Source organism: Methyloceanibacter marginalis, from assembly GCF_001723295.1.
Classification (GTDB): Bacteria; Pseudomonadota; Alphaproteobacteria; order Rhizobiales; family Methyloligellaceae; genus Methyloceanibacter; species Methyloceanibacter marginalis.
Genome location: NZ_LPWD01000134.1, coordinates 1 through 8155, shown reverse-complemented (window position 1 = coordinate 8155; position 8155 = coordinate 1). Strand labels below are relative to the sequence as shown.

Genomic DNA, 8155 nt, shown 5'->3' with positions numbered 1-8155 from the left:
GGCCTTCTTGGCCGGGGCCTTCTTCGCTTTCTTCTTCGCTACTGCCATTTTCATCCCCTCCTATCGGGTGGCTGGCTGATCAAAACACTCTAACTACACCCGCTCGTCGATCCGCACGTGTCGCACTTGAGACAGGTGCCGTTTCGTACGAGGGTAAAGTTACCGCATTCTCCACATGCTTCCCCTTCATAACCCTTAACGCGCGCTTCGGCGACAAGAACTGACGCACCGCGTTCGGCGAGGGCTTCGACGGCGAGAGCAACATGCTCGACCGTGTCCGACTGAGGGGATTGAGGTGATGCGGCGGCAAGGCCGGTCGCGTCCTGGAGTGCATCGTCATCGGCTTCTGCCTGTAACGCACGCGCTGGAGCGCTTCTGCCTTGCGCTTTGCTCGGCCCGAAGAACGGACGCTCACCGAGGCGACCACGAGTGAAGCCGGGTGAAACAAGAGCTTCGGGGAGACGGTCGCCTTCGCTAACGTCGCCGGAGCCGAGGGTTGTGCTGCCGATCTCACTTGGATCAACATGAGCAAGCTCGTACCGCCCAAGATAAGAAACTGCAAGCTCTCTGAACAGGTAGTCAAGGATCGAGGTGGCGTTCTTGATGACCTCGTTCCCGCGCACGGGGCCTGCCGGCTCGAAACGCGTGAAGGTGAAGGCATCGACGAACTCTTCCAGCGGCACGCCGTACTGCAAGCCGACGGACACCGCGATCGCAAAGTTGTTCATGAGCGAGCGGAAGGCGGCGCCTTCCTTGTGCATGTCGATAAAGATCTCGCCCAACCGACCGTCGTCATACTCGCCAGTTCTTAAGTAGACCTTATGACCGCCGACGACGGCCTTCTGGGTGTAGCCCTTGCGCCGGTCGGGCAATCGCAAGCGTTCGGCCCGGGCCCGCACCCGTTCGACGATCCGTTCCACCACGCGCTCGGCAATGACCGTGGCGCGCTGCACGCTCGGCTGATCGGAAGCAATCGCCGCCAGCACGTCGTCCTGCTCCTCTTCCTCCTCGGCGAGAAGCTGCGCGTTGAGCGGCTGGGACAGCTTGGAGCCGTCGCGGTAGAGCGCATTGGCCTTCAGCGCCAGGCGCCAGGACAGGAGATAGGCCTCCTTGCAGTCCTCGACGCCGGCGTCGTTCGGCATGTTGATGGTCTTGGAGATCGCGCCGGAGATGAAGCTGCGCCGCGGCCATCCGGATGTGGTCTCCACCGAGAGGGAGCGCTTGCCCTTGCGGCCGCATGGGCTGGCGCAGTCGAACACCGGCAGATGCGCAGGATCGAGCCCCGGCGCCCCTTCGAGAGTCATGGCACCGCAGGCATATTCGTTGGCCGCCTCGATGTCGGCCTTGGAGAAGCCGATCTCCGCCAGGAGGTCGAAATCGGGCTGGTCGAGCCGCGCCGCCGCAAGGCCCAGCGTTTCCGTGCAGAAGGCTTCGCCAAGCGTCCATTTGTTGAAGACGAACTTGATGTCGAAGGCGGCCAACATGGTCTTCTCCACCGCTTCGATCTTCTCCGGGGTGAAGCCCTTGGCGGCGAGGGTCTCGTGATTGACCCCTGGCGCGTCCCTAAGCGTGCCGCGGCCCACCGCATAGTCGATGATGCGCTTGATCTCGTCCGCGCCGTAGCCGAGCCCTTCGAGCGCCTGCGGCACCATGCGGTTGATGATCTTGAAGTAGCCGCCGCCGGCGAGCTTCTTGAACTTCACGAGCGCGAAGTCGGGCTCGATGCCGGTGGTGTCGCAATCCATCACCAGGCCGATCGTTCCGGTCGGCGCGATCACCGTGGCTTGCGCGTTGCGGTAGCCGAAGTCCCGGCCGAGTTCGAGGGCCTGATCCCAGGCCCGCATGGCATGGGCCAGAAGGCGCGGGTCGGGGCAGGCGGCATGGTCGAGTGGCACCGGCGGCGTGGCCAGCTCCTCGTAGCCGTCGGCTTCGCCGCGGGCGGCACGGGCGTGATTGCGGATGACTTTGAGCATGGCCTCGCGATTCGCCTCATAGCCGGGGAAGGCTCCGAGCTCGCGCGCCATCTCGGCGCTCGTCGCGTAGGCGACGCCGGTCATGATGGCGGTGAGCGCGCCGCCGAGCGCCCGGCCTTCATCGGAGTCGTATGGAATGCCCGAGGCCATCAACAGGCCGCCGATATTGGCGTAGCCCAGCCCAAGCGTGCGGTACTCGTAGGAGAGCTGTGCGATCTGCCGCGAGGGGAACTGCGCCATGGTCACGGCGATCTCGAGCACGATGGTCCACAGCCGGACGGCGTGCTCGTAGCCCTCGATATCGAAGCTCCCGTCCGCGGCGCGGAACGCCATCAGATTGAGCGAGGCGAGATTGCAGGCCGTGTCGTCGAGGAACATGTACTCCGAGCACGGGTTCGAGGCGCGGATATCGCCGGCCGCCGGGCAGGTGTGCCAGTCATTGATGGTGGTGTGGAACTGAATGCCGGGATCGGCGCAGGCCCAGGCGGCCGTAGCGATCTGCTCCCACAAATCGCGTGCCTTCAGCGTCTGCGCCACGCCGCCGTTCTTGCGCAGGATCAGGTCCCAATCGCCGTCGGCCTCCACGGCTTGCAGGAACTCGTCGGTGACCCGCACCGAGTTGTTGGAGTTCTGGCCGGAGACCGTGCGGTAAGCTTCGGAGTCCCAGTCCGTGTCGTAAGTGGGAAAGTCGATGGACGTATAGCCCTGGCGTGCGAATTGGATCATGCGCCGGACCATGTTGTCGGGCACCTTGGCCTTCCGCGCGTTCTTGACCTCGCGCTTCAGCGCCGGGTTCCGCTTGGGATCGAAGCAGTCGTCGCCGTCCCCCTCGCAGTTCACGCAAGCCCTGAGCACGGCATTGAGCCGCTCGGACAGGATCTTCGAGCCGGTGACGAGCGCCGCCACCTTCTGCTCCTCGACCACTTTCCAGTTGATGTAGGACTCGATATCCGGATGGTCGATGTCGACCACCACCATCTTGGCGGCGCGGCGCGTGGTGCCGCCCGACTTGATGGCGCCGGCCGCCCGGTCGCCGATCCGAAGGAAGCTCATCAGGCCCGACGATTTGCCGCCGCCCGACAGGGGCTCCTTCTCGCCGCGCAGCCGCGAGAAATTGGTGCCGGTGCCCGAGCCATACTTGAAGAGGCGCGCCTCGCGCACCCAGAGATCCATGATGCCGTTCTCGTTGACGAGATCGTCTTCGATCGACTGGATGAAGCAGGCATGAGGCTGGGGATGCTCGTAGGCGGACTCGGACGCCTTCAGCTCGCCCGTGCGGAAATCGACGTAATAGTGGCCCTGGCTCGGCCCATCGATGCCATAGGCCCAGTGGAGGCCCGTGTTGAACCATTGCGGGCTGTTCGGCGCGCCCATCTGCTTGGCGAGCATGTGGCGCATCTCATCGTAGAAGGCGGACGCATCCTCCTCGGTCGAGAAATAGCCGCCCTTCCAGCCCCAATAGGTCCAGGTGCCGGCCAGCCGGTCGAACACCTGCCGGGCGTCGACCTCGCTGCCGAAGCGCTCGGCTTCCGGCAACGCCTCGAGCGCGTCGGTGTCGGGCACCGACCGCCACAGCCAAGACGGCACGGAATTCTCCTCGACGCGCTTCAGCTTCGCGGGCACGCCGGCTTTGCGGAAATACTTCTGGGCAAGGATATCCGCCGCGACCTGACTCCAATGGTCCGGCACGGAAAACCGCTCCAGAGCGAAGACGACCGAGCCGTCCGGGTTCTTGATCTCGCTGCCGCTCTCGCGGAAGGCGATCCCCGCATAAGGTGACTGTCCTGGCTCGGTAAAACGTCTTTGAATCCGCATCTTGCTCGTATCCCCCTCAATCATGCGTTCGGTAGCGCCATCGCGCGAACCTTCGAAACTGAGGCGATTCTCTCCCCGCATCAATCGCCCTATCAATATCTAGCGCTCAGAGGTTACTTTACCACTAAACCCTGTGGGCAGGGGCAGGAATAGTATGTGGAAAGCTGGTGGACGACTTGCAACCGGCGACCAGGAAAGGCCGCTGAAAACCGCGATTTCTGCCTCTCGCGGAAACGGGGCCTGCGCCGGGGGCCTGAGCGCCGCCCCCGTGCAAAACCTGTTGAAGGCGGGGGTCGGTGCGCGGCCGGCAGGGCGCCCGCGCGAACGCCGGCCCTTCACCCTCTATTCACCAGTTTACGCGTAATTTCCCTGCAAAGAGGCGGACGTCTGCGCCGGGCGGGAATCGAGTCGGATTCAATGTTGCATCATCGCGCGCTCGGACGCGACCTCGATCAGCTCCTTGTCTCTGTTATCGACAACCGCCGGCCTATGCTCGCCATGATGCGCGCCATGCTGGCGGCGATCGGCGCCGGGCGGATCGAGACCCACGAAAATCCCCAGGAAGCACTGTTGGCCATGCGGCGGAGCGCGCCGGACGTGGTCATCGCCGCGGCCTCCATGCAGCCGTTCGGCGGCGCGGACCTCGTCAGGTCCATGCGCAACAAAGACGCCGGCCCTCTTTGTTTCGTGCCCGCCATGATCATGAGCGCTCACGCCAAGGCCGGCCTCGTCGCCGAAGCGCTCAGGGCAGGGGCTCATCAGGTCCTGGTGCTGCCCACCTCGGCCTCGACGCTCTATCGCCGGCTCGACTGGCTGGTGAACGACGACCGTCAATTCGAGCTGATCGACGGCCATTACGTGGTTGCTGGCCTCGAAGAGCGCTTGGCGCTGAGCGTCCCGCGTCCCGCCTACCAGCCAATGCCCGCCAAGGCGCCGCTTGCGGTGGGCGACACCGAGACGCTTGCGGGTGCGGAAGCTACGCGGTCAGGCTGCGGGCGGCGCAGAACTAGCGGATCTTTGGGCCGCTGGACAGGAGCCCGCACCAAGGGCCATAGTCCCGGGCTGACGCTCTCACAAAGACGCTGAACCAATCCATGGGACTTCTCAGTGAAATGTTTGCCTGGTGGAAGGGCAACACCATCGGCACGCGCCTCTACACTTGGCGGAAGGGCGAGCGAGTCGGTGAGGACGGGCTCGGCAATATCTACTACCGGGAGCGCAACGGCACGCGCCGCTGGGTCACCTACGCGACCCTGTCGGAGCCCACGCAAATCCCGCCCGCATGGCACGCCTGGCTGCATTTCATCGTGGATGAGCTTCCAACCGAGGAAGACTACCGCCCGCGGCCCTGGGAAAAAGCGCACCGTCCGAACATGACGGGGACCTACGAGGCCTACCGGCCGCCCGGCTCGGTGTTGCGCCCGAAGGTCAAGGACCAGCCCCTCGATTACGAGCCGTGGCGACCCGAGTGATGCACGGAGCCACGACGGACACCGCGCCGCCCATTGTCGTTCAGCGCTGGTCGGCGTCCGACTATGCGAAGAACGGGCGCTTCGTGCAGGATTTGGCGGGTCCCATCTTCGCCATGCTCGCGCCGAAGCCCGGCGAGCGCATCCTCGACCTTGGCTGCGGTGATGGAACGCTGACCGCGGAGATCAAGGCCGCGGGAGCCGACGTGCTCGGCGTCGATCTCTCGGACGAGCTGCTTGCCGTGGCGCGCATGAAAGGCCTCACGTCCGCAAGGCCGACGGCCACGCGCTCGACTTCGTGCAGGAGTTCGACGCGGTGTTCTCCACGCGGCGTTGCATTGGATGCGTGCCCCCGCTCTCGTGATCGCCGGCGTGGCGCGCGCGCTTAAACCCCGCGGCCGGTTCGTGGGCGAGCTCGGCGGTCACGGCAATGTCGCTGCCATCGCCACGGCCATGCGGGCGGTGGGCGCATCGCGCGGTGGCGACCCGGCGCATGTGGCGCCGTGGTTCTTCCCGACCGTGGAGGAATATGGCGGCCTTCTCGGCAAGCACGGTTTTAGCGTCCGCGAGATCGCTCTCGTGCCGCGTCCGACCCCGCTCAAGACGGGCATGGAAGGCTGGCTCAGGACCTTCGGCCGTTCCTTTTTCGACCAGTTCGAGGAGCCCGAGCGCACCGTGGTCCTGAACGAGGCTTTGGAGCTCTTGCGGCCGTCCCTCTGCGATGCCCAAGGTCGCTGGACCGCCGATCATGTCCGGCTCCGGTTCAGCGCCGAGCGCAATGCCGAGGACTAGGGGGCTCAGGGGTGAGGCGCCTGTGCCACACCGTTGCCCCAATGATCGACGAGGCGTTTGATGCTAAGGGAGCACACCCGGGGCAACCGGCAAGGGGCAGGGCGGCATGAGGCGTGCAGCGTGATGCGAAGCGAAAGGATCTCCATGGATCGGCGGGGCTCGTCGGCTGGGCGCTTTTGGCAGCGGTTGCGGCATGCGCCATGGCGCTGCCGGGTGAGGCTCTCCATGCCGAGGCCATCAAAAACGAGGTCGCCGTCTTCGCCGCCCTCGACAAAGTGACGGGCCGCATCTCACATCTGGAAGTTCCCATCGATCAGACGGTCGAATTCGGCGCGCTGAAGGTCACGCCGCGTATTTGCGATACGCGCCCGGCGACCGAGACGCCGCATACCACCTCATTCGTGGAGGTCGACGAGGTCAAGCTCACGGGCGAGGAGCACCGCATCTTCACGGGCTGGATGTTCGCCGAAAGCCCCGGCCTTCACGCTGTGGAGCACCCGGTGTTCGATGTCTGGCTGACCAACTGCAAGACCCCGATCGGCGGGACGCCTCTGAAGCGCGGCGAATGCGCCTTCCGGCGAGGTGCCGGAAGCGGCCGAGGCAGAGCATGCGCCAGCGCCGGCACCTGCGCTGCCGCCTGCGGACGCAGCGCCCGCGCCGCCGCCGGCCGCGGAAGCCGAGCCCGACGACGGCGTGCTTCCCTGGCTCGTGCCCAACGACTCTTCGAGAAGGCGCTGAAACGTCTGACGGCTGACCTCGATGGCGCCGAAGCGGGCGAGGTGTCCGGTGACGAACTGGGTGTCGAGCAGCGTGAAGCCGCCATATTTCAGACGGGCGACGAGATAGACCAGTGCGATCTTGCTGGCGTCCCGCGCTGTGGAGAACATGCTTTCGCCGAAGAAGGCGCGGCCCAGATGCACGCCGTAAAGGCCGCCGATCAGCTCGCCCTCCTGCCAGACCTCGACCGTGTGGCAATGACCGAGCGCGAACAGCTCTCGATAGAGACCGCGGATGCGGCCGTTGATCCAGGTTGAGCGGCGTCCCGCCCTGGGCGCGGCGCAGCCCTCGATCACGCCTTCGAAGTCGTTGTCGATTTTGACGTCGAAGCCGCCGCGGCGGATGGTGCGCGCCAGGCTCTTCGGCACGTGCACGTCGTCGAGCGGCAAGATACCCCGCCGCTCAGGTCGATCCAATAAAGGGCGTTGTCGTCCGCGCTCTCCGCCATCGGGAAGATGCCGCAGGCATACGCCTTGAGCAGCACCTGCGGCGTGATCTCGATCATCACGTCGTCGATGGAGGTCATGACGCGCTATCCCGAGCGCTCCGTGTTGGGCGCCAGATGGTCCTCAAGCCAGTGAATGTCGTAGTCGCCGTCGACGATGTCCGGTTCCGAAATAAGCGAAGAGAACAGCGGGATCGTAGTCTCGATGCCATCGACGACGAATTCTCCAAGTGCCCGCTTGAGCCGCATCAAGCATTCGTTGCGCGTGCGGGCATGCACGATGAGCTTGCCGATCAGACTGTCATAATACGGCGGAATGGTGTAGCCCGCGTAAGCGCCTGAATCGACCCGGACGCCAAGCCCGCCCGGCGGATGAAAATGGGTGATTGTCCCCGGCGACGGACGAAAGGTGTGCGGATTCTCGGCATTCACGCGGCATTCGATGGCGTGACCGTTGAAGTGCACGTCCTCTTGCTTGAGCGAAAGCGGCGCGCCGGCGGCGATGCGGATCTGCTCGATCACCAGGTCTAGCCCGGTGATCATCTCGGTGACCGTGTGCTCCACTTGAAGCCTTGTATTCATCTCGATGAAGAAGAACTCGCCGTTCTCGTAGAGGAACTCCACGGTGCCCACGCCGCGGTATTTTAGTTTGCGCATGGCCGCCGCCACGATTTCGCCGATGCGCACGCGCTCGCTGTCGTTCAGCGCGGGCGAGGGGGCCTCTTCCCAAAGCTTCTGGTGGCGGCGTTGCAGCGAGCAGTCCCGCTCGCCGAGATGAATGGCGTTGCCGTTGCCGTCGGCCAGCACCTGCACCTCGATGTGGCGCGGCTTCCGAGATATTTCTCCAGATAGACCGTGTCGTCGCCGAAGGCGGCGCGCGCTCG

General features: G+C 64.9%; 5 protein-coding genes and 3 pseudogenes. 5 read left to right on the top strand and 3 right to left on the bottom strand.

Going from position 1 to position 8155, the window contains the following annotated elements; genetic code table 11:
- Nucleotides 1-89 precede the first annotated feature (89 nt).
- Entirely contained in the window at nucleotides 90-3788 is a 3699-nt protein-coding gene (locus AUC71_RS05990) for a vitamin B12-dependent ribonucleotide reductase (protein ID WP_069623537.1), read from the bottom strand.
- A 417-nt stretch (nucleotides 3789-4205) separates the two neighbouring features.
- Here AUC71_RS05990 and AUC71_RS05985 point away from each other — a divergent pair, with 417 nt between their 5' ends.
- The 5 genes and pseudogenes from AUC71_RS05985 to AUC71_RS20890 all read left to right on the top strand — a co-directional run.
- Nucleotides 4206-4874: a response regulator gene (locus AUC71_RS05985; protein WP_069623536.1), complete on the top strand. Its 669-nt coding sequence runs from the start codon at nucleotides 4206-4208 to the stop codon at nucleotides 4872-4874.
- Nucleotides 4875-4882: 8 nt separating this feature from the next.
- Nucleotides 4883-5260: an NADH:ubiquinone oxidoreductase subunit NDUFA12 gene (locus tag AUC71_RS05980; protein WP_069623535.1), complete on the top strand. Its 378-nt coding sequence runs from the start codon at nucleotides 4883-4885 to the stop codon at nucleotides 5258-5260.
- Entirely contained in the window at nucleotides 5260-5646 is a 387-nt protein-coding gene (locus tag AUC71_RS20900; RefSeq protein ID WP_244500824.1) for a class I SAM-dependent DNA methyltransferase, read from the top strand. The genes AUC71_RS05980 and AUC71_RS20900 overlap by 1 nt, the downstream gene beginning before the upstream one ends.
- A complete protein-coding gene (locus tag AUC71_RS20895) occupies nucleotides 5600-6049 on the top strand; it encodes a hypothetical protein (protein WP_244500823.1) in 450 nt (149 codons plus the stop codon). Before AUC71_RS20900 ends, AUC71_RS20895 begins: the two co-directional genes overlap by 47 nt.
- Before the next feature lie 200 nt (nucleotides 6050-6249).
- Nucleotides 6250-6516, top strand: a pseudogene (locus AUC71_RS20890) (DUF2155 domain-containing protein); the annotation flags it as partial.
- Nucleotides 6517-6762: 246 nt separating this feature from the next.
- Here the strand turns inward: AUC71_RS20890 and aat are convergent.
- Together aat and AUC71_RS05965 are read right to left on the bottom strand one after the other, a co-directional pair.
- Nucleotides 6763-7274: pseudogene (gene aat / locus AUC71_RS17450) on the bottom strand (leucyl/phenylalanyl-tRNA--protein transferase); the annotation flags it as partial.
- 84 nt (nucleotides 7275-7358) lie between these two features.
- Nucleotides 7359-8155: pseudogene (locus tag AUC71_RS05965) on the bottom strand (ATP-binding protein); the annotation flags it as partial.

Bases quoted from the DNA above. Each gene is read 5' to 3' on its own strand.
- AUC71_RS05990 (WP_069623537.1), bottom strand. From the start codon at position 3,788: ATGCGGATTCAAAGACGTTTTACCGAGCCAGGACAGTCACCTTATGCG.
- AUC71_RS05985 (WP_069623536.1), top strand. From the start codon at position 4,206: ATGTTGCATCATCGCGCGCTCGGACGCGACCTCGATCAGCTCCTTGTC.
- AUC71_RS05980 (WP_069623535.1), top strand. From the start codon at position 4,883: ATGGGACTTCTCAGTGAAATGTTTGCCTGGTGGAAGGGCAACACCATC.
- AUC71_RS20900 (WP_244500824.1), top strand. From the start codon at position 5,260: ATGCACGGAGCCACGACGGACACCGCGCCGCCCATTGTCGTTCAGCGC.
- AUC71_RS20895 (WP_244500823.1), top strand. From the start codon at position 5,600: ATGCGTGCCCCCGCTCTCGTGATCGCCGGCGTGGCGCGCGCGCTTAAA.